This window comes from Halomonas campaniensis (genome assembly GCF_014193375.1).
Lineage (GTDB): Bacteria > Pseudomonadota > Gammaproteobacteria > Pseudomonadales > Halomonadaceae > Halomonas > Halomonas campaniensis.
Map to the genome: position 1 here is coordinate 26840 of NZ_JACHZF010000028.1, position 17933 is coordinate 44772.

Below are 17933 nucleotides of genomic sequence, written 5' to 3' on the forward strand. Positions count from 1 at the left end.
GGCCTGGTGCGGGCCGGGGCTCCCTGTCAGCATAGTCAGGCTGGCTGGGCACGAAAAAGAACGCTGTTCGGAAACACTGTTTTTGAACTAGCCTAGCCGAGACGTCGGGCATTGCAAGTGGCCCGTGAGGCGCCCCGGCGGCGCTGGACCAGCGCAATCAGCAGGAGGAGGCATGCAGCAAGCGAACGACAGGCACCCGGCGCCCCGGGATCGCTACCCCGATGCGCTGCGCGCCATGGCGCTGCTGGTGGTGGTGTTCGGCCACTGGCTCGCGACCCTGCCGCGCCTCGACGAGGGGCTGATGGTGGCGACCGACCACCTGCTGGTGGTGTGGGAGGGAGCCGGGGTGCTGACCTGGGTCGTCCAGGTGGTGCCGCTGTTCGTGTTCGTCTCGGCGGCGGTGAGCGCCGACGGCGTGCGCCGCCGCCTGTCCGACGGCCATCGCCAGCTGCACTGGTGGGCCAGCCGGGCGCTGGCCCTGGCGCGGCCCACGGTCACCTACCTGGCGGTGCTGGGCGCGGTGGTGCTGCTCTCGCGCGTGACCGGCGGCCGCTTCCTCGAGCCGCTCAACCACTCGCTGACCATCCACCTGTGGTTCCTGCTGATGCTGCTGGGCGTGCAGGCGCTGCTGCCGCTCAGCGTGCGTGCCGACCGCCGCTGGGGGCTGGGGGCCGTGGCGGCGCTGGTGGCCATCGCCGCCCTGGTGGATATGCTGCGGGCGCGGCCCGGCTCGCCGGCGGACCTGCTGCGGCTCGGCGAGCTGGTCACCGATCATGCCACCGTGCTCGGCTGGCTCAACCTGCTGGTGATCTGGCTGCTCCCCCAGCAGCTGGGGATTGCCTGGCGCCAGGGGCGTTTCTCCGGCACCGGCACCGGGCTCGTGCTGATCGCGCTGGGCCTGGTGTGGCTGGGAGCCACGGTCAGCTCGGGCTATCCGCTGGCCATGGTGGACGGCGAGGTGGGTGGACGCAGCAACCTGCTGCCGCCGACCCTGGCGCTGATGGGGGTGATGTGGCTGCAGGTCGGCACGGTGCTGGCCTTCGAGTCACCGGCGCGGCGGCTGCTGGCCAGGCGCCCGGTCAGCCGCCTGGTGACGATCCTCGGCGCGCTGGGCATGCCGCTCTACCTGTGGCACAAGTTCGCCGAGCTGCCGGCGGCCTGGCTGGGCGAGAAGCTGGGGGCGCCCATCGATGCGGGGCTGCCCGGCGAGGCGGGCTTCTGGTGGGGACGGCTGGTGTGGCTGCTGCTCTGCGCGCTGATGGTCACCCCGGTGATGGCTGCGGTGGTGGCCTTCGAGATGCGCCGCCGGCAGGACGTGGTCTCGGCCACCGGCACCCGGGCGATCCTCGCCGGCGGGGCCGCGCTGTTCGCCGGCATCCTGGTCAGCATGGCGCTGGGGGCGGTGCCCGGGGCGATCATCGGCCTCGGCGGCCTGGCGGCGGCCTCCTGGCTGCTGCGTGCCCACCCGCAGCCGCGGCTCGCGTCCGGTTAGCCCTGAGCCGGCGCGGCCTCGCCCTCTCGCTCCAGCCTCTGCCAGACCCGCCCCTTCTCGGCCTCGCTCATCCGGCTCCAGCGGGCGATCTCGTCCAGGGTGCGGCGGCAGCCCAGGCAGGTATCCTCCTCCAGATGGCAGACCCGGATGCAGGGCGAGGCGGGGCGCGCCTCGGTCTCGCCGGCGCGGGGTGGGCGGGTGTCCATTGTCATCGCGTTCCTCCGTGTCGGCGCGCCTGGCGAAGCGGGTCGAGCAGCTCGTTCAGGCCGTTGTGGTCGATCTCGTGCATCAGCTGCAGCAGCCGGCCGAGCTGGCCGTCGGGAAAGCCCTCCCGCGCGAACCAGGCCAGGTAGGGGCCGGGCAGGTCGGCGATCAGCCGGCCCGCGTACTTGCCGTAGGGCATGCGCAGCGTGACCAGCGTCTGCAGGTCCTCGGGGTTCACTCGCCATCCTCCCATGCGGTGGTGGGTCTCGCCCACGGGCGTCGGGCGCCTACTGTAGAGGGGGCGGTCGTTGACTGCCAGGGGCGGCGTGAACCGGGCCGGCCAGAAACGCAACGAGGCCCGCATGAGCGGGCCCCGATGTCGAACCTGGGAGGTTCGAGAAATCACATGACCGTAAGGGTCAGGCAATTGCCTTGATGTTCGACGCCTGAAGGCCCTTCTTGCCCTGGGTCACGTCGAAGGAGACGCTCTGACCTTCCTGCAGGGACTTGAAGCCTTCGGCCTGAATTTCGGAGAAGTGGGCGAACACGTCATCGCTGCCATCGGCAGGAGAAATGAAGCCAAAACCCTTGGAATCGTTGAACCACTTTACGGTGCCGGTCGTCATGATAATAATCCTTTCGCGCTTAGCGCCTTGCCATTTTCCTGGTGTTACCCAGAGGAGTAGCGGGTAGAACAAGGAGGGTAATGTCAGGCTGTCGAAAGAATTCGAATGCTTCTGAAACCGTGCCACTTGCTAACCAACTGGCACCCACGGTGTCACCTATCCGGCGTCGGGTCAAAGCCTTTCGGGAATTCTTTTTCCCTCGTCGCGCTCGTCGGGCAGTGCTCGATAATCGGCCGAAAGGCCAAAGTCCATGGATTCATGCGGTTGCCATGAAGCCACGATGCTATTGCGCCTGCTCCACCCGATTGCGGCCATCGGCATCGGCATCGGTGACACAGGTGCCGATGGGGGCGGCCTGGATCACGCGAGCCGTGTTGTCGTCGAGCGGGGCGGTTGTCAGCGGCATCTGGACACTCCGGTGCGAAGGGGTGGGTCGAGCACCGCCGCGAAGGCGGGCTCGAGGTCGCCAGCCAGGGCGTCGACGGCCGGCCGCGCGAAGAAGAAGCCCTGCTGCAGCCTGATCCCGGCCTGGTGGAGCCAGCGTGCCTCGCCGGCCTCCTCCACGCCTTCGGCGATCAGCGTGATGCCGAGACGACGGGTGGCCACCACCATGGCGTCGATCAGCGCCTGGCGGCGCGTGTCGCGGTGGCAGCCCTTGATCAGCTGGCGGTCCAGCTTGAGCTTGTCGGGGGTGAGCTCGGTGAGCAGGTCCAGGTTGGCATAGCCGGTGCCGAAGTCGTCCAGCGCGACGCGAAACCCCATGCGGCGGTAGGCGGTGATGATGTCGTGCAGGTGCTCGCGGTCGGTGATCTGCTCCGACTCCACCACCTCGAAGATCAGCCTGTCCAGGGGAAAGCCCACCCGCCGCGATGCCTCCAGGGTGGCCTGGATGCACGCCTCGGGTTCATAGACGGCGTTGGGCAGGAAGTTGATGGAGAGCGACTCCTGAATGCCCAGCCGGCTGGCCTGCTCGATGGCCTTGACCCGGCAGGCCTGGTCGAAGCGGTAGAGCAGGTCATCGGTGACCCGCTCCAGCACCTGTCCGGCGGACTCTCCATTGGGGCCGCGCACCAGGGCCTCATAGGCGTGGATCTCGCGGCGGTCGAGGTCGACGATCGGCTGGAATGCCATGAGGATATCGAAGGGAAGGTCCCCCTCGCAGCGACGGCAGTCTCCGTCAACTCTTGCGCAACCCATGGGGCCTCCTGTGGGTCTCTTTCTGCTTGGGCAATGGATACTGCTGGCGGTCGGCCGGCGGGCTCGCCGTCAGTGGTCTTCTTGTCGTGGGTCCAGCCCGGCACAGGATACAGGGTATCCCTCAGCGGAGTCGCTCCTGGAGGATTGAAAGGTAGGCCTGGATGCGCGCCGCGTTGGTCCCCAGGTCGCTGCGGCCGATGCGCGAGGCGGAGCGCACGTCCAGCGTCACGCCAGTCCCCGTCTCGGTCAGGCGGACCACCACGTCGTCCTTGAAGCCGAACCAGCGGGTGGTGGCGGTGGCCTCCAGGGTGGTGTCGGTGACCGCGGCGATCTCCCAGCCCATCTCCCGCGCGGCGGCCTCGGCGGCTGTCATGACCTCCTCGGCCGGGCGATCCACCTCCAGCGGCTGGAGCGAGGGGTAGGCCCGGCGCTGCTGGCTGGCGAAGGAGGGCGTGTAGCCCACCGCATTGGGCGCCGCCTCGCGGGCCGGGGCCAGGGTCACGAACTCGGGCGGGTTGCGGGTATCGGTGGTGATGTCATGGATCGGCGGCACGTGCTGGGCGCGCTGCATCATCTGCCAGGGCACGGCCATCATGCCCGCCACCGCCAGGATCACCAGCAGGCCGGCCAGTGCCGGGCGCAGCCGCCGGCAGAGCGTGGCGATGACCAGCGCCAGCAGGCCCAGGGCCGCGGCAGCCACGGCCAGGTAGGCGCCCAGGCGAAGCAGGTCGAAGGCAGTGCCCAGAGGCACCAGTCCCATCCGGTGGCTCGGCCCCGCGCCCCCCATCAGCGCGGCTGCCGCCACCAGCAGCAACCCGCCGAGCCAGGCCGGCACCACCGGCCAGCGGCCCCCGCGCGGGCGGCTCCTCAGGCGAAACGTCGACATCTCGGCTCCTTGTTCGGGTCTCCGCCACAGCATAACGGCTCGGGCCCGGGGCTGCGGCGGGGCGCTTTCCACGCTAGCTTGGAAATATCCGTGCATGAACCCACACCCGGGAGCGAGATGCCATGTGGAAAGCCTATGACGAACTGGCCTGGACCGAGGCGTGGCTCGAGGACCCGGCCGGGGTCGAGGAGGAGGTGGCCAGCTACCACCGCCTGCTGAAGGAGCACGCCGGCCGCCCGGTGCGGGAGGTGCTGCACCTGGGCTGCGGGGCAGGCGCCCACGACCGCGCCCTGAAGCGCCACTTCCGCATGACCGGGGTGGACCTCAATGCCGCCATGCTCACCCTGGCGCGGCGCACCAACCCCGAGGTGGAGTACCACCAGGGCGACATGCGCAGCGTGCGGCTGGGGCGGCGGTTCGACGCCGTGGTGATCCCCGACAGCATCGACTACATGGCCAGCCGCGAGGAGCTCACGCTGGCCTTCGAGACCGCCCGTCACCACCTCCACCCCGGCGGTGCGCTGCTGGTGGTCGCCAAGCCCCGCGAGCTCTTCCACGACAACAACTTCGCCTATGTCAGCGAGCGCGACGGCATCCACATCACGGTGCTGGAGAACAACTACGTGCTGCCCCCGGGAGACGAGCAGTACGAGGCCACCCTGGTCTACCTGATCCGCCAGGGGGGCGAGCTCGACGTCCAGGTGGACCACCACCGGCTGGGGCTCTTCAGCCAGGCGACCTGGGAGCAGGCCTTCCGCGACCAGCGGCTCGACCTGCACCAGCAGGACCTGGAGGGCATCTACGAGCCCTTCATGATCGCCGAGGGGGAGTACCCCATGCGGATGTTCATCGGCGTGGCGCCGGGCGGCCAGGCACCGGCGGGCTGAGCCGGCCGCACCGGGAGGCCGGGAAGGCGTGCCCCGCGCCCCGTTGTGCCGCGCCTGTCCGGCTGCGTTATGCTGGGCGACACCCTTGGCCCACCCGCGAACGAGGTCCCATGAACCCCACCATCGAACTGCTGAAGTCCCACCGTTCCATCCGCAAGTTCACCGATCAGCCGGTCTCCCGCGAGCTGCTGGAGGAGCTGATCCGCGCCGGCCAGGGCGCGGCCACCTCCAGCCACGTGCAGGCCTACACGGTCATCCACGTCAAGCATCCGGCGAACCGCGAGGCGATTGCCGAGCTGGCCGGCGGCCAGTCCTACGTGGCCAGCTGCGGCGCCTTCCTGCTGTTCTGCGCCGACATGAAGCGCCCCACCGAGGCGGCCGAACGCACCGGCGCCCGGGTGGTGCGGGGCATGACCGAGCAGCTGCTGGTGGCCACGGTGGACACCGCCCTGATGGCCCAGAACGTGGCCGTGGCCGCGGAGTCCGAGGGGCTGGGCATCTGCTACATCGGCGGCATCCGCAACAACCCCCAGGAGATCAGCGACCTGCTGGGCCTGCCCGACCACGTCTACCCGGTGTTCGGCATGTGCCTGGGCTATCCGGCCCACCAGCCGGACGTCAAGCCGCGCCTGCCGGTGGAGGCGGTCCTCAAGGAGGACACCTACACGGACGACCGTGAGCTGGTGGCGGCCTTCGACGACACCATGCACGCCTACTACCGGTCGCGGAAGGGCGGTCCCAAGGATTCCACCTGGTCGCAGAACCTGACGCCGCTGTTCGACACCAAGCTGCGCCCCCACATGCGCGACTTCCTGGTCAGGCGCGGTTTCGAGATGAAGTGAGGGGACCGTCATGGAGACGCTGCTGAACGCCGGCGCGCCGGTGACCGAGGCGGCCCTGGCCGCCATCGCCCACATGCCCTCGGCCAGCCTGCCGGCGCTGATGGACGACGAGTTCGCCCGACGCCTCTCCGATGCGGACCTGATGCGCATCGCGGTGCTGCTGGCCCGGAAGAGCCATGACGAGGGCGGCTGCCCCATCGGCGCGGTGATCATCGACAACGCCACGCGGCGCATCGTCGGCAAGGGTCACAACACCCTGGTGCAGGAGAACCACCCCTACAACCACGGGGAGACCTCGGCCATGCGCGATGCCGGCCGCCTCGACTTCGGCCGCACGACGCTCTTCACCTCGCTCAGCCCCTGCGAGGTCTGCGCCACCCTGCTGCACATGCGCGGCGTCTCGCGGGTGGTGGTGGGGGATGTCACCAACGCCTCGGGCACCGAGCCCCTGCTGCGCGCGAAGGGCGTGGAGGTGGAGATCCTCGAGGACCCTCAGGGCATCGAGCTCTACGCCCGCTTCCGCGCCGGGAACCCCGAGCTGGACCTGGAAGACTGGAAGGGACTGAGTGCCACCCACCGGCCGTGACCTCGCGGTGAGCGGCGCCGCTGCGGAGGTCACCGCCGAGCGGCCCATCGGCGTGATCAGCGACACCCACGGGCTGCTGCGGCCCGAGGCGCTGACGCTGCTGGAAGGCTGCGGGCTGATCCTGCACCTGGGCGACGTGGGCCACCGCGACGAGGATGCCGCCATCCTCGAGCGGCTGGGCGAGCTGGCCCCGGTCAGGGCGGTGCGCGGCAACATCGACACCGCCCCCTGGGCCGAGGCGCTGCCGAAGACCCTGGATCTCGCCGTCAACGGCTGGCGCCTGCAGCTGGTGCACATCCTGGCCGACGTCGACCCGGCCACCCCCTGCGACGCCGTGCTCCACGGCCACTCCCACAAGCCACGCAACGAATGGCGGGAGGGGCGGCTGCTGTTCAACCCCGGCGCGGCGGGCAAGCGCCGCTTCCGGCTGCCCATCACCCTGGGCAGGCTGTGGGCCGACGACCGCGGCCTGCGCGGCGCCATCCCGCACCTGCCGCTGTAAGAACACGCTTTGATGCGTGATGCGCATCAGGCTATGATAGTTGCATGATCGTTTCATTTCGGCACAAGGGGCTGCGCCGGTTCCACGAGACCGGAACGACTGCCGGTATCCAGCCAAACCATGCCAAGCGGCTGCGCATGCAGCTGGCGGCGTTGGAGACCGCGCAGTCAGTCGACGATATGGACATCCCGGGATTTCGTCTCCACCGCCTGAAGGGACGTGACAAGGCGCGCTGGTCCATCTGGGTCAGTGGCAACTGGCGGCTGACGTTCGAGTTTCGAGACGGTAACGCCCACATACTCGACTATGAGGATTATCACTGATGGCCATGCACAATCCTCCCCACCCCGGCGCGTTCATTCGTGAGGTCTACCTCGAGCCCTTCGGGCTCAGCGCCCGTCAGCTCGCGGAGAAGCTGGGGGTCTCGTCTTCCACGCTGTCCCGTGTCATCAAGGGAACCAGCGGTGTCAGCCCCGAGATGGCGCTGCGGCTATCCAAGGCACTGGGGCGCTCCCCGGAAAGCTGGCTGGCCATGCAGGATCAGTACGACCTCTGGGTGGCGCGACAGGAAGTCGATCTGGCAGCGGTCGAACCCATCGCCTTCGATGCGGCTTGACCGCCTGATGTGATGTGCCTGACGGTGCCGGGCCTGCCGCGGGGTGTCATGCCAGCCCGAGCGTCTCCAGCACCGCGGCAAGCTGCTGGCGCTCCTGACCCGCCAGCGTCCTCAGCGGCAGCGGCAGGCTGGGCGGCTCGGCGAGCCCCAGCAGCTCTGCTGCGGTGGCCACCACGCGCAGGCTGCCCCCGTGCTGCCGGAACAGCGCCCACAGGGGCTCGAGCCGCTGGCTCAGGGCCGTGGCTTCCTCCTGCCGGCCGGCCCGGGCCGCGCGGGTGATGGCCAGGGCGGTTTCGGGAAAGAGGCCGCCGATCACCGAGTACCAGGCGTCGCAGCCGGCATTGAGCCCCGTGGCGGCGAAGGCATCGCCGCTGACCCCGATCGTCACCTCCGGCGGGACCAGGGCGCGCAGCCGCGCGACACGCTCCCGGGCGGCCGCCGGCTCGGCGGGCACCCCGGGGATCTTGATGGAGGCCACCCCGGGCAGCGCCGCGATGCGCCCATGCAGCTCGTCGCTGAACTGGAAGCGGGTGGTGCCGGGGTTGTCGTAGACGCACAGCGGCACCGAGAGCCGGGCGCTGACCGCCTCATAGAGGCCGAAGACCTCCTCGTCGGCCAGCGGCTGGTAGGACATCGGGGCCAGCAGTACCGCGCTGGCCCCTGCGGCCTGGGCATCCTCGGCCAGGGCCAGCACATCGCGGGTGCGCAGCGCGCTGATGCCGACGATCACCGGCACGTCGCCGGCGTGGGCCACGGCCAGCCGGGCGATGCGAGCGCGCTCCTCCCGGCTCAGGTAGGCGTAGTTGCCCGTCGAGCCGAGGGCGCCGATGGAGTCGACGCCCGCGGCGACCAGCCGCTCGACCAGCCGGACAAAGGCCGCCTCGTCGATGGCGCTCTCGTTCATGGGGGTCAGCGGAAAGGCGCTGAGACCGGTCAGCATGGCGGGGTCTCCTGTCTGGGTAGCCGGGGGTGGCACTGGCTCGAGAATAGGCCACGGCGAAGGCTCGGCATAGCATCGCCGGGCCGAGTGCGGGAGGATGGCCGCCAGCCTGGAAGTCACTTAAAGGGAGAAAGAGAATGGCGGACCCGGCCGCGACCGAGCTGGCCCCGCGCCTGCGCACGCTGCTCGAGCAGCTGCCCGAGGACGCCGTGCCGATCACCTACCAGCAGGCCGCCGAGGCGCTGGGCCTGACGCCGCCGCGCACCATCCAGCGCGTTGCCCTGGCGCTGGAGGCGCTGATGCGCGAGGACGTCGCCGCCGGCCGCCCGCTGATCGCCGCCCTGGTGGTCAGCCGCCGCGGCGACCTGCCCCGAGAGGGCTTCTTCGCGCTGGCGGTCGAGCTCGGCCGCTTTCCCGCCGACCCGGCACGCCACGAGGCGGCCTATCGGCAGGAGCTGGCGCGGGTGATGCCGCTGCGCCCCTGAACGGTGGGTGAGCCCGGTGCAGGGCCTGGCTCCGCCGCCACTGGCGGAGGTCTCACTGGTAGCGCTGCTGCCAGCCCTTGACCGCGATCTGCTCCTTGAGCAGCTCCAGCATGTCCACCAGCACCTGCTCGGTGACCTGTTCGGTGTGGGGGTCGGTGCGCAGCCAGGCCTCGAAGCCGCTCTCGGCCAGGTGCTCCACCAGGGCGGTGAACTCCGCCGACTGCAGCCCCTCCAGGGCCTCGTTGACCAGGCGGCAGGCCAGGTCGGAGAGCGAGGCCTCGAGCCCCCGGCTCACCTGGCTGCCCAGCGGCAGTCGCGCCAGCCGCTGAAGCTCCGGACTCTCCGCCAGGGTGCGGCCGACCAGGCCGCGCACGTAGCGCAGGGTGTCGTCGCGATTGTGGGCATAGGCGTTGCCGGCCATGGCCTCGAGTCGCTGGCTGATCTCATGGATCAGTGCCTGCTGGCGGGGGCGCACCACCCGCTCCACCAGCCGGGTGGAGACCGACTCGCCGGAGCGCAGCTGGGCCTGGACGTTGTCGAGCATGCGGATGGCGATGCGGTCGGTGAGCTCCTCCAGCAGGATGTCGTAGTACTTGGCGATTACCCCGTAGAGGTACCAGCGCCGCACGTCGATCAGCCCCAGCCGGTGCAGCCGATGCAGCAGCGAGACGACGCGCAGGATGCGCAGCAGCCGGAAGCCGCCCACCGGGATGCAGCCGAGCACGTCGTACCAGTGCACGAAGGGGTAGAAGAACCAGCGGTGATAGCGCCGCTCGGCGATGGCCACCGCCCAGCCCAGCAGCACGTCGAGCACGAACACCGCCACGAAGGCCAGGTCGATGGCGATGAAGCGGGCGTGGACATGCTGGTCGTAGGCGGCGTGCAGCCCCGGCGCGGCGGCCTCGAAGGCGGCGTTCAGCGGCGCGAGCAGGAAGAGGCTGTCGAACAGCAGCAGGGTCAGGTTGGCGATCACCAGCACGATGATCAGCAGGTCCCACGCCAGGTGGATCCGTTCCAGGGCGGGGCTGAGAGATCGTTCGCGGGTGGCAGGCATGGCACCTCCTCGAGCGCTGTGCCGCGATGTTCCTTCCCAGCCTAGACGCTCGGCCCGCCGGTCACAGCCTCGAGCCCCTGGGCCGCCGGCAGCGACAGCAGCAGCGGCGTGCCGGCCAGGCCCTGCTCCAGGCGGGTGGCGAGGATCGCCACGATGCCGTCATGCTCCCCCGCCAGCCGGGTGGGGGTGACGCGCAGCCCGGGGGATTCCGCCATGGCCTGGGCGCAGATCTCCGCGATATCGCCGCCCTCGCCGGCGTGGCGCCCCGGGGAGAGGAACAGCATGGCGAGTATCACCTCGCTGCCGGCCATGGCCTCGGCGGCCAGCAGGTCCTCCAGCAGCGGCTCGTTGAAGCGGTAGGCGTCGCCGTCGCGCCGCTCCATGGAGGCGAAGGTGACGCACTCGGCCTCGTCGCTGAGCAGCACGCTGAGCTGGCCGGCGAGGTAGTTGCGCACCGCCGTGACCTCGGGGATCGGGCTGCCGTGGTCGACCAGCACCACCTTCGGCCGCGACGGGCCTGTGATCTGCTCGCGCACGTTGTCGGCCAGCAGCCGAGCCAGGCGCAGGTCCACCGGGGCCTGGCTCTCCACCAGCGGCAGCGCCACCTTCACGGCGAGCCGCGGGTGGCGGGCCTGCACCTCGGCCAGGCGCTCCGGCAGGTAGCGGGTCAGTGCCTGGCTGGGCCCGAAGAAGAAGGGCAGGATCACCAGCTCCGTCGCGCCCTCTTCCGCCAGCTGCTCGGCCCGGGGCCCCAGCGACACCGCCTTCTCCCCGTCGAGTTCCTCGGCCGGGATCTTGTAGGAGTGCAGCAGGGAGGCGGCCTCGACCTCCTGGCCGGTGGCCTGGCCGAGGGCCAGCGCCAGGCGGCGCAGGTTGAGCGTGGCCTGGGCCCGCAGGGAGCCGTTGTCGACGAGCAGGATCTTGCGCATGGAGGCCTCTTGGCGGGCAGGGATGGGCTGATACGCCGTGGGTGGTGCGTCCACGGCGCCAGGGGCCATGACACTACCGGGCGGAGGCGCGGTCAAGCGGAAGGGGGCGCCATCAGAGCCCCAGGTGGCCCGCGTCGAGTGCCTCGCCGAGGCGGTCGACGGCGGCGGCCAGCTTCTCGTCGATGATGGGCAGCGTCTCCGTCCAGTCACCGACGTGGCGCAGCTCCGCCTTGCCATCCGAGATGCCGCGCAGCACCACCAGCGGCACCGCGAAGCGCATGCAGGCGCGCAGGCAGGCGAAGCTCTCCATGTCCACCATGTCGGCGGCGATGGCGTCATAGGCCGCGCCCGAGACGACATTGGCCCCGGTCGAGAGCGAGGCCTCGCGGATGCCGGGAATGCGCAGCGGCAGCGGCACGGTCGCCGGCAGGTCGAGGAAGGGCGTGGCGCCCCGGGCGAAGCCCAGCGGGGAGGCGTCCATGTCGCGGTAGGTGACGGAGGTCGCCTGGTAGACCTCGGTCTGCTCGAGGACGCGGCTGCCGGCCGAGCCCAGCGACACCACCAGGTGCGGCAGGCGCCGGTCCCGGGCGAGGGCGGAAAGCGCCGCCGTGAGCTCGACGGCCGCCTCCACGGGGCCGACGCCGGTCATGAAGGGCGAGAAGCGCGCCCCGAGGTGCAGGCCGTACTCGGCCTCGGCCGCCATCACGAAGAGGACGTCGCGGCCAGCCAGGGGCGTCGGCCTGGCCGTGCTGGTCAGCATGTGCTCGGCTACTTGAAGCGCGAGCGGGCCTTCTCGAAGGCGTCGCTGAAGGACTTCCAGGCGCGCTCGGCGCCATCCCGCAGGTCGTCCCAGGCCTCGTCGCCGGCCTCGCGCATCTCCTTGAGCTTATCGCGCACCTCGTCGCGCTTCGCCTCCAGGCGCTCGGCCTCCTTCTCCCGCTCGATGCGGGCATCGGCCTCGGCGTTCCTGGCCCTGGCCCTGAGCTTGTCGATCTCGGCCTGCCACTCGTCCAGCTTGGCCTGCAGCTTCTGCTCGTAGGCGTCTCGGTTGCTCATGGGTCCTTCTCCTCGTTGTCGACGGTCTGGATGACCTCGAATCCTTCGAAGGCCGGCGGGCCCAGGTATAGCCCCTCGCGCTTGCTCTGGCCGGCGCTGGCGTGGGCCTTGCGGAATGCCTCGGAGCGGGTCCAGGCCTCGAAGTCCTCCCGCGAGCGCCACACGGTATGGGAAGCATAGAGCACATGGTCCTCCCGTTCCGGTCCGCGCAGCATATGGAAGGCCTCGAAACCGGGCAGCCCCTGCAGGTGGGTCTCCCGCTCCAGCCACAGCTGCTCGAACTCCTCCACGCGCTCGGGGTTGACCCGGAAACGGTTCATGGCGATGTACACGGGCATCTCTCCTGATGAGTGGGGGGGCTTCCGACGATGCCAGCTCGCCCCCGGCGCGACAAGCCGCGGCCAGGCCTCAGGCATAGGGGCAGGTGGCCATGGCGGCGCCCCGGTGTTGCCGGCGTGAGATTACCGTGTGTGACAGTGCGACGGTTGTCGATATCGCCATGCTGCTCCACGCTGGGGGAGTGCCGACACGCCATCGCGCACCCAGGGGCGGCGACCGGGCGCCGGAAGCGGTCCACCACTTCGTGGCAGTCAGGCGGAGGACGCATGATGAGGCTTTCCAGCACGGGGTTCGCGGTCCTGGGGGCCGCGCTGATCGCGATCAGCTACGGGCTCGCCCGCTTCGCCTTCGGTCTCTTCGTCCCGCCGATTCGCGACGAGCTGGGCCTCTCATCCTACGTGATCGGCATCATCGGCTCGCTGCCGCTGATCAGTTTCCTGCTGGCCACCGCGATCGCACCGCTCGTCACCCGCTACCTCGGCGCCCGCTATGCGGCGGTGCTCTCCGGCGGCTTCGGCGTCGCCGGGCTTGCGCTGATCAGCCGCGCCACCGACCCGGTGATGCTGGGCGCGGGGGTGTTCGCCTGCGGGATCTGCACCGGGCTGATGATGCCCGCGCTGACGGCGGCCATGCAGGCGATCGTCAGGCGCTCGCTGCACGGGCGCGTCAGCTCGGTGATGAACGCGGGGACCAGCATCGGCGTGATCGTCGCCGTGCCCACGGTGCTGTTCCTGGTCGGCGCCTGGCGCCTCGCCTATCTCTCCTTCGCCATCCTCGCCGGCCTCGGGGTGATCGCCGCCTGGCTCTTCCTGCCCTCGGTCTCGCGGATCGTGCCGGCAAACGCGGCGGACCCGCCGCCCTTCAACGAGCTCCCCTGGTCGCGCCTGATCCGGCTCACGCTGTTCGCCTTCCTGATGGGCTTCGTCTCCGCCGCCTACTGGATCTTCGCACCCGACCTGATCGTGACCCTCGGCGGCCTGCCTGCCAGCGCCACCGCCTGGCTATGGCTCGCGGTGGGTGTCGCCGGCCTCGGCGGGGCCGTGGTGGCCGACCTGGCCGATCGCAACAACCCGCCCATCACCCAGGCCCTGATGCTGATGATGCTCTCGGCGAGCCTGGCCCTGCTCGCCGCCAGCCCCGACCAGCCGCTGCTGACGGCCTTCTCCGCGCTGGTCTTCGGCCTGGCCTACATGAGCCTGACCGGGCTCTACCTGATGACCGGCATCCGCCTGCTGCCCGGCCGCCTCTCCGTGGGGCCGGTGCTGCCCTTCATGGCGGTATCGCTCGGCCAGGCCACCGGCTCGCCGGCGGTCGGCCGCCTGGTGGAGGGCTTCGGCTATGCCGATGCCTTCGCCATGTTCGCCGCGCTGGGCATCCTGGTGGCCATCCTCTCGCCCTTCTACCCGGGCGCCATCGCCGAGGCGGAGGAAGAAGAGGCCAGCGAGGAGGAGAGCGGCCTGCAGGCGGCCTACGACAGCCAGCTCCTGGACGAGGAGGGCGAGCCGCTGGAAGACCCCCTCGAGGAGGAAGAAGAGCAGGCCGCCGCCAACTCGTGAGCGGCGCCTTGTCGGCCACGCCGTGGCCGGCAAGGCTTTAGTCGTAGGAGATCTGCCGTCGGCGGGGGCTGCCTCGCCTGTTACGCTACGTAAAAAGAATATTAGAAAAGACACACAGGGAATGATCATGGACGATGCCACAGAGCCGCGCATCACGCTGCACCCGCACTCCCGCCGGGTGCGGGTCGTCATCGACGGCACCGTCCTGGCCGACACCACCCGCGCCATCGAACTGCGCGAACGCGGCTACCCGCCACGGCAGTACTTCCCCCGCGACGATGTGCGTATGGACCTGCTGACCCCCTCCGAGACCGTGACCCATTGCCCCTTCAAGGGCGATGCCACTTACTTCTCCTTTGGCGAGCACAAGGATGTGGCGTGGAGTTATGAGCGGCCTGTGGAGGGGATGAAAGCGATCAAGGGGAGGGTGGTGTTTTTTTGGTGGGGTAGAGGTGTTTGAGAAATGAGGGTCCGCCTCCGATTTCTCATTAATGTTAATTGACCTTCTCTTTTCTAGGGTTGTTATTGTGATTTATAGGTTAAGGAAGTAGGAGCCGCTTCCTTAACCTTGGTGTTTATTTACGTTGATTTTTAGGTTTGCAAGGTGTGATATGATTTATCAAACTGTTGAGATACTGCCTCTGCTCTTAGTGCGTCTCTGCATTTTTCCCTTGAGGTCACGCAGTTCTCTTTCATAATGCTGTCAAGTGTTTCTGCAACCTTTGTGAAATGTTTTGATAGCAGCTCTTCATCAGAAAAGGTGTCAAGTATTTTTTGGCACGCTCTGTTTTGCTCTGTTTTTTTCATATTGAAGATGTCGCGACCGCTTGTGACCTCTTTTCCAATTGCTGAGAGGAAGTAGTATTTGTAAATGCTCCATGAGCTGTTTATGCGCTTGTTTCTTATGGAAAAATCTGTTTTGTAGGCCGCGAATGCTGCTGTATGGTATGGTACGACAGAATGAGACTCCTTGAATAATCTGTCTGAAAAGTCATTTCTTATCCCGCGGTAGTCGCGAGCGGATCTGTGAGGCTGAAAAAGAAACATTGCAGCAATTGACTTGACAAGGTCGCTAGGCCGAAAGATTCTAGTTCTTTCAAGTATCTCATTGCGGTACTGGTTTTCTCTTCTTTCTATGAAGAGTTGGAGGTCAGTGTTTTGCTCTCTGCAGTATTCTTCAAGGTTCTTCATGAACGTGGTTAGCGCCCAGAATTGGTCATCCTTAACCTCGTTTTGTTTATTGGTTCCAATTATTATTCTGGACACAAAGTCGGCATCATTGCTGCCTATGAGCCTGAAAGGAACGTTTATATCTTTGCGATTTTCGCCTGCCATGAATAAGATGTTGCTTGTTTGGCAGCCGTTTACTATTTGGTAGTCCTCTAAGTGGAAAGTGTCGCCTTTCCTATTTATTTCCTTTGACACAACTGTGACGCCATTGTTCTTAAATATGAATGAATCTTGATCTCCGTTCTTGATTTCATCAAGTATTCCTTTGTTTATGGCGGAGTTTTCATTGAAATCACGAATGTTGTCAAAAAAGACTGCTTTGTTTATTCTTCTTTCCGAGCCTTCTCCTGAAGAAATGGTTGCGAGTTTTACAAGCTCTTCTGCAGACACATATCCAAGAAAAGCTTGTTGGACTGATGGGTGTTCAGGAAGAGTTATTGGTTTTTTTATGTCAATACTTTCTGATATTGAGTTTGTTGCTGAACGGTATCCGGTCTGAAGGTCTTTTGCTCCATACGCCTCAATTTCAACATTGCTGAATATGTTGAGGTCCAATAGGTTCTGCTTTCTTTCTCGTATTAGTTTAGATATTTGCTTGCTTTTTTCACCTGTCCCGGTTGAAACAAAGAAAAGGCGTAGTGTGGGATTTTGCTTAAGAACTTGTTCGTAAACCTTGTCTTTGGCTGCTATAAGGTCGGATAATTGCTCGGTGGGAGATATAAATGTCCCGTTGAAAAATTCAGCTACAGCGTCAAAGAATTTTGACATTTCACCGTAGTCAAGTTTCTCGCTGGTTTTTGATTGGAAAAAATTGAACTCTATGGAATGGTTTTTACCTCCTGTAAGAGCGCTGGAGATTTCATCAGAGTTTGTGCATATTTCCCCTTGGATCATGATTGAGATGCCGTCGATCCCAAATTCATCGCCCTGAAGGTGAGCCGAGAAAGGGTCTATTGTATCCGTAAGAATTCCATTTGATATTGAAAATATAGTAAAAATTTCAAATAGCTCGCTTTCAGAAAGCTCGCTTCTCTTGGTTTTTTCTTCAAAGGACTTAAGCTGTGCTTTGATTACGGGATTCATTTTTTGCTCCTGCGTTGGTTGGCGTTTTTTTGTTTATTATTGTAACACCTGGATTCATAGAATAACCGCAGCACTTTGGTCCACCCGGTAGAAGCAAGAGAGAGTCTGCAGTGGGCGGGGATGATGCCTGTGTGGACCAGTTCCTAGGGCAAGGTCATGCTGGGAGCTTCGGTGAGCAACAGCTCCCCATCACGCCTCGCCCTCCACCTCCTGACTCACCACCACCCGATTCCTTCCGCCGTGCTTGCCGGCGTAAAGGGCCTGGTCGGCCTGGTGGATCAGGGCGTCCAGGTCGGTTGCCTCGTCGAGGACACCGGCGATGCCGATGGTGACGGTCAGGCGGTGGTCGGGAATAGCCTCCATCACCGCAAGCTCGCTGACCTTCTGCTGCAGCCGCTCCGCCACCATCTGCGCGTCCTTCGGATGAGTGTCCGGCAGGGCGACGATGAACTCCTCGCCGCCGAAGCGGCCGATCACATCCTGGGGCCGGAGGGACGCCTTGCAGGTCTCCGCGATCGCCTTGAGCACCGAGTCGCCCTGGCCGTGCCCCCAGTTATCGTTGATGGCCTTGAAGTGGTCCACGTCGATCATGAACAGGCTGAACGGTGACCGGTCGAACTGCGCGCGCTGCAGCAGCTCCCGGGCGCGCTCCATGAAGTGACCGCGAGCGTCCAGGCCAGTCAAACCATCCTGCTCGGCGACACTGCGCAGCTGGGCTTCCAGCGACTTGCGGTGGGCGATCTCCTCGACCAGCTGGCGGTTCTGCACCCGCTCCTCCTCCAGCAGCGCGAACTGCCTGCGCTGCAGCGTTTCCAGGCGCAACAGGGCGAAGAACCCCACGGCGTTGGTCATGATCAGCAGCAGCGAGATGCGCAGCACGACCACGGCGGGAGTGTCGGCCGCCATTACCGCCGCGGCCAGGAAGCCCAGGTTCAGGTAGAGGCTGGCAGTGGCCACCACGGGCAGCAGGTTGGGGATCAGCAGGTAGAACGCCATGGTGGCCACCACCACCGCAGTGACCTGAGTGGGAAGGCTCTCGGGGCGCAGGGGAACGATCAGGATGATGGCCGTGGCCAGTATCCACAGGGGCAGGGCATGCAGCCACATCCGGCGGCTGTAGTCACCGACGCGGCCGATCACGAAGGCCAGCACCAGGCAGGAAACCACCACCACCAGGCGCATGGCGAGCAGCAGATAGAGTGCCGGGCCCAGGCCGACGAAGTGGTAGTCGGAGATGGCGAACATGCCGAAGACCAGGGCCGCCACGATCAGCGTCACGCAGGACTCGCGTCGAACCCGGGGGGCGACCTCCCGGCGATACATCGCTTCCCTCCCCCACTGTCAAGCTAGTTGGAGCCTCAGCGGCTGTTAGACTCTGAACGATGTGGGGCGTGACGAGGTTCCGATGAAGTACTCCGACGAG

The 17933-nt window shown here is 66.4% G+C and carries 24 protein-coding genes; 10 read left to right on the plus strand and 14 right to left on the minus strand.

Annotated features, from left to right (window positions below; genetic code table 11):
- The first annotated feature begins 172 nt into the window (after positions 1–172).
- Entirely contained in the window at positions 173–1492 is a 1320-nt protein-coding gene (locus BDK63_RS15865; RefSeq protein ID WP_183333690.1) for an acyltransferase family protein, read from the plus strand.
- Here the strand turns inward: BDK63_RS15865 and BDK63_RS15870 are convergent.
- The 6 genes from BDK63_RS15870 to BDK63_RS15890 form a co-directional block, all read right to left on the minus strand.
- Positions 1489–1704, minus strand: a complete 216-nt coding sequence (locus BDK63_RS15870) for a DUF1289 domain-containing protein (protein WP_246386219.1) — start codon at positions 1702–1704, stop codon at positions 1489–1491. The two genes, BDK63_RS15865 and BDK63_RS15870, sit on opposite strands and share 4 nt — an antisense overlap.
- The gene (locus BDK63_RS15875; protein WP_183333692.1) at positions 1701–1934 is read right to left on the minus strand and encodes a putative quorum-sensing-regulated virulence factor; all 234 of its coding nucleotides are present in this window, start codon (positions 1932–1934) and stop codon (positions 1701–1703) included. Before BDK63_RS15875 ends, BDK63_RS15870 begins: the two co-directional genes overlap by 4 nt.
- 181 nt (positions 1935–2115) lie before the next feature.
- Entirely contained in the window at positions 2116–2322 is a 207-nt protein-coding gene (locus BDK63_RS15880) for a cold-shock protein (RefSeq protein WP_183333694.1), read from the minus strand.
- A 283-nt stretch (positions 2323–2605) separates the two neighbouring features.
- On the minus strand, positions 2606–2728 hold the full coding sequence (locus tag BDK63_RS18710; RefSeq protein ID WP_281379312.1) for a hypothetical protein: 123 nt from the start codon (positions 2726–2728) through the stop codon (positions 2606–2608).
- Positions 2719–3453, minus strand: coding sequence for an EAL domain-containing protein (locus tag BDK63_RS15885; RefSeq protein ID WP_183333697.1), 735 nt, complete (start codon positions 3451–3453; stop codon positions 2719–2721). Before BDK63_RS15885 ends, BDK63_RS18710 begins: the two co-directional genes overlap by 10 nt.
- Positions 3454–3640: 187 nt before the next feature.
- The gene (locus BDK63_RS15890) at positions 3641–4405 is read right to left on the minus strand and encodes a DUF1499 domain-containing protein (RefSeq protein ID WP_183333699.1); all 765 of its coding nucleotides are present in this window, start codon (positions 4403–4405) and stop codon (positions 3641–3643) included.
- A 122-nt stretch (positions 4406–4527) separates the two neighbouring features.
- Between BDK63_RS15890 and BDK63_RS15895 the strand changes: the two genes are divergently transcribed.
- The 6 genes from BDK63_RS15895 (at position 4528) to BDK63_RS15920 (ending at position 7838) form a co-directional block, all read left to right on the plus strand.
- A complete protein-coding gene (locus BDK63_RS15895) occupies positions 4528–5292 on the plus strand; it encodes a class I SAM-dependent methyltransferase (RefSeq protein ID WP_183333701.1) in 765 nt (254 codons plus the stop codon).
- Positions 5293–5402: 110 nt separating this feature from the next.
- Positions 5403–6134 (plus strand): oxygen-insensitive NADPH nitroreductase, encoded by a 732-nt coding sequence (gene nfsA / locus BDK63_RS15900; RefSeq protein WP_183333703.1) that lies wholly within the window; start codon positions 5403–5405, stop codon positions 6132–6134.
- Between the two features lie 10 nt (positions 6135–6144).
- Entirely contained in the window at positions 6145–6720 is a 576-nt protein-coding gene (locus BDK63_RS15905) for a nucleoside deaminase (protein WP_183333705.1), read from the plus strand.
- Positions 6721–6727: 7 nt separating this feature from the next.
- Positions 6728–7222, plus strand: a complete 495-nt coding sequence (locus BDK63_RS15910) for a metallophosphoesterase family protein (RefSeq protein ID WP_183333746.1) — start codon at positions 6728–6730, stop codon at positions 7220–7222.
- A gap of 44 nt (positions 7223–7266) precedes the next feature.
- Positions 7267–7545 carry a type II toxin-antitoxin system RelE/ParE family toxin gene (locus BDK63_RS15915; protein ID WP_183333707.1) on the plus strand — a complete coding sequence of 93 codons (279 nt, stop codon included), beginning with the start codon at positions 7267–7269 and terminating at the stop codon, positions 7543–7545.
- Positions 7545–7838, plus strand: coding sequence for a HigA family addiction module antitoxin (locus BDK63_RS15920; protein WP_183333709.1), 294 nt, complete (start codon positions 7545–7547; stop codon positions 7836–7838). Before BDK63_RS15915 ends, BDK63_RS15920 begins: the two co-directional genes overlap by 1 nt.
- 46 nt (positions 7839–7884) lie before the next feature.
- Here BDK63_RS15920 and BDK63_RS15925 read toward each other — a convergent pair whose 3' ends face one another.
- A complete protein-coding gene (locus BDK63_RS15925) occupies positions 7885–8778 on the minus strand; it encodes a dihydrodipicolinate synthase family protein (protein WP_183333711.1) in 894 nt (297 codons plus the stop codon).
- A gap of 137 nt (positions 8779–8915) precedes the next feature.
- Between BDK63_RS15925 and BDK63_RS15930 the strand changes: the two genes are divergently transcribed.
- Positions 8916–9263 (plus strand): hypothetical protein, encoded by a 348-nt coding sequence (locus tag BDK63_RS15930; protein WP_183333713.1) that lies wholly within the window; start codon positions 8916–8918, stop codon positions 9261–9263.
- Positions 9264–9315: 52 nt separating this feature from the next.
- Here the strand turns inward: BDK63_RS15930 and BDK63_RS15935 are convergent, their stop codons facing one another.
- The 5 genes from BDK63_RS15935 to hmuQ all read right to left on the minus strand — a co-directional run bounded on the left by BDK63_RS15935 (position 9316) and on the right by hmuQ (position 12634).
- Complete coding sequence (locus BDK63_RS15935; RefSeq protein WP_183333715.1) at positions 9316–10317, minus strand: ion transporter; 1002 nt, start codon at positions 10315–10317, stop codon at positions 9316–9318.
- Positions 10318–10358: 41 nt separating this feature from the next.
- Entirely contained in the window at positions 10359–11246 is an 888-nt protein-coding gene (locus BDK63_RS15940; protein ID WP_183333717.1) for a sirohydrochlorin chelatase, read from the minus strand.
- Positions 11247–11358: 112 nt separating this feature from the next.
- Entirely contained in the window at positions 11359–12006 is a 648-nt protein-coding gene (locus BDK63_RS15945) for a 5'-methylthioadenosine/S-adenosylhomocysteine nucleosidase (protein ID WP_183333719.1), read from the minus strand.
- Positions 12007–12014: 8 nt separating this feature from the next.
- Positions 12015–12302: a sll1863 family stress response protein gene (locus tag BDK63_RS15950; protein WP_183333727.1), complete on the minus strand. Its 288-nt coding sequence runs from the start codon at positions 12300–12302 to the stop codon at positions 12015–12017.
- Positions 12299–12634, minus strand: a complete 336-nt coding sequence (hmuQ, locus tag BDK63_RS15955; RefSeq protein ID WP_183333729.1) for a heme-degrading protein HmuQ — start codon at positions 12632–12634, stop codon at positions 12299–12301. The genes BDK63_RS15950 and hmuQ overlap by 4 nt, the downstream gene beginning before the upstream one ends.
- A 273-nt stretch (positions 12635–12907) precedes the next feature.
- On the opposite strand from hmuQ, the gene BDK63_RS15960 reads away from it, so the two are divergent.
- Together BDK63_RS15960 and BDK63_RS15965 are read left to right on the plus strand one after the other, a co-directional pair.
- Positions 12908–14197, plus strand: a complete 1290-nt coding sequence (locus tag BDK63_RS15960) for an MFS transporter (RefSeq protein WP_183333731.1) — start codon at positions 12908–12910, stop codon at positions 14195–14197.
- 127 nt (positions 14198–14324) lie between these two features.
- The gene (locus BDK63_RS15965) at positions 14325–14657 is read left to right on the plus strand and encodes a DUF427 domain-containing protein (protein WP_246386222.1); all 333 of its coding nucleotides are present in this window, start codon (positions 14325–14327) and stop codon (positions 14655–14657) included.
- A gap of 131 nt (positions 14658–14788) precedes the next feature.
- On the opposite strand, the gene BDK63_RS15970 is transcribed toward BDK63_RS15965, so the two are convergent.
- On the minus strand, positions 14789–16510 hold the full coding sequence (locus BDK63_RS15970; RefSeq protein WP_183333735.1) for an AIPR family protein: 1722 nt from the start codon (positions 16508–16510) through the stop codon (positions 14789–14791).
- Between the two features lie 189 nt (positions 16511–16699).
- Positions 16700–17833: a GGDEF domain-containing protein gene (locus BDK63_RS15975; RefSeq protein ID WP_183333737.1), complete on the minus strand. Its 1134-nt coding sequence runs from the start codon at positions 17831–17833 to the stop codon at positions 16700–16702.
- Positions 17834–17933: the final 100 nt, after the last annotated feature.

Coding starts and splice junctions, on each gene's coding strand:
- BDK63_RS15865 (WP_183333690.1), top strand. CDS start 173: ATGCAGCAAGCGAACGACAGGCACCCGGCGCCCCGGGATCGCTACCCC.
- BDK63_RS15870 (WP_246386219.1), bottom strand. CDS start 1,704: ATGACAATGGACACCCGCCCACCCCGCGCCGGCGAGACCGAGGCGCGC.
- BDK63_RS15880 (WP_183333694.1), bottom strand. CDS start 2,322: ATGACGACCGGCACCGTAAAGTGGTTCAACGATTCCAAGGGTTTTGGC.
- BDK63_RS18710 (WP_281379312.1), bottom strand. CDS start 2,728: ATGCCGCTGACAACCGCCCCGCTCGACGACAACACGGCTCGCGTGATC.
- BDK63_RS15885 (WP_183333697.1), bottom strand. CDS start 3,453: ATGGCATTCCAGCCGATCGTCGACCTCGACCGCCGCGAGATCCACGCC.
- BDK63_RS15890 (WP_183333699.1), bottom strand. CDS start 4,405: ATGTCGACGTTTCGCCTGAGGAGCCGCCCGCGCGGGGGCCGCTGGCCG.
- BDK63_RS15895 (WP_183333701.1), top strand. CDS start 4,528: ATGTGGAAAGCCTATGACGAACTGGCCTGGACCGAGGCGTGGCTCGAG.
- nfsA (WP_183333703.1), top strand. CDS start 5,403: ATGAACCCCACCATCGAACTGCTGAAGTCCCACCGTTCCATCCGCAAG.
- BDK63_RS15905 (WP_183333705.1), top strand. CDS start 6,145: ATGGAGACGCTGCTGAACGCCGGCGCGCCGGTGACCGAGGCGGCCCTG.
- BDK63_RS15915 (WP_183333707.1), top strand. CDS start 7,267: ATGATCGTTTCATTTCGGCACAAGGGGCTGCGCCGGTTCCACGAGACC.
- BDK63_RS15920 (WP_183333709.1), top strand. CDS start 7,545: ATGGCCATGCACAATCCTCCCCACCCCGGCGCGTTCATTCGTGAGGTC.
- BDK63_RS15925 (WP_183333711.1), bottom strand. CDS start 8,778: ATGCTGACCGGTCTCAGCGCCTTTCCGCTGACCCCCATGAACGAGAGC.
- BDK63_RS15930 (WP_183333713.1), top strand. CDS start 8,916: ATGGCGGACCCGGCCGCGACCGAGCTGGCCCCGCGCCTGCGCACGCTG.
- BDK63_RS15935 (WP_183333715.1), bottom strand. CDS start 10,317: ATGCCTGCCACCCGCGAACGATCTCTCAGCCCCGCCCTGGAACGGATC.
- BDK63_RS15940 (WP_183333717.1), bottom strand. CDS start 11,246: ATGCGCAAGATCCTGCTCGTCGACAACGGCTCCCTGCGGGCCCAGGCC.
- BDK63_RS15945 (WP_183333719.1), bottom strand. CDS start 12,006: ATGCTGACCAGCACGGCCAGGCCGACGCCCCTGGCTGGCCGCGACGTC.
- BDK63_RS15950 (WP_183333727.1), bottom strand. CDS start 12,302: ATGAGCAACCGAGACGCCTACGAGCAGAAGCTGCAGGCCAAGCTGGAC.
- BDK63_RS15960 (WP_183333731.1), top strand. CDS start 12,908: ATGATGAGGCTTTCCAGCACGGGGTTCGCGGTCCTGGGGGCCGCGCTG.
- BDK63_RS15965 (WP_246386222.1), top strand. CDS start 14,325: ATGGACGATGCCACAGAGCCGCGCATCACGCTGCACCCGCACTCCCGC.
- BDK63_RS15970 (WP_183333735.1), bottom strand. CDS start 16,510: ATGAATCCCGTAATCAAAGCACAGCTTAAGTCCTTTGAAGAAAAAACC.
- BDK63_RS15975 (WP_183333737.1), bottom strand. CDS start 17,833: ATGTATCGCCGGGAGGTCGCCCCCCGGGTTCGACGCGAGTCCTGCGTG.